This window comes from Bacillus sp. D48C, from assembly GCF_053345735.1.
On the sequence record NZ_JBKFAQ010000042.1, the window covers coordinates 1 to 713 of the forward strand.

Sequence of the window (713 nt, forward strand, 5' to 3'; positions counted from 1 at the left end):
AGGAAAAATTAAAAATGAGCCCGGTACAATACCGGACTCACTTTTATCAAGCTGCCTAATGAAATAACCGTGTCTAACTTTTAGGGGTCACTTCAACTTTTCAAACGCTCTTTTTTAATATAACTTAGAAATAATTATATTTTCTTCCCTTAATCTAAAATATACTATTAAGTATTTTTTCACAGACTATTTACACCTACCATCCTAAAAATCGTTATTAACAAACTATTTTTCTATTTAAAAATTATTTATTAAATAAAAAAGTGCTACTAGTAAATAGTTAGCCAACTATTTACTAGTGCACTTTCCTTTATTCCATCTAATTCATTAACTGCACGAATTACTCAGCAATATAATTTATTGCAACACGTTTACTTTCATCTTTATTTACTTTTGTAACACTTACATAGATTTTTCCTGCTACTTCTCCTAATTGAGGGATTACAACATTTACCGCCGTTTTATTTTCTGCTACCGTTGCTGTTCCAATTGCTTCTTGGACTGTCTCTTCATTATATACACTTACCTTATCACCTGCTGTTAAACCAGTCACTCTAACAATATCAGCCGCTCCGTCATTATTTAAAACAACAATATTTCCACCTACTGGCTCCGCCGTTACTTGTGATTCATATTTCACCGCTGTACGAGCACTTTCTAACTCATTCTCACTTTGTACACTTACATATACCGTGCCACCTGTTACTTTTAAG

General features: G+C 32.5%; 1 pseudogene. It reads right to left on the reverse strand.

Annotated features, from left to right (window positions below):
- Positions 1–340 precede the first annotated feature (340 nt).
- Positions 341–713, reverse strand: a pseudogene (locus ACLBXA_RS29395) (IMP dehydrogenase); the annotation flags it as partial.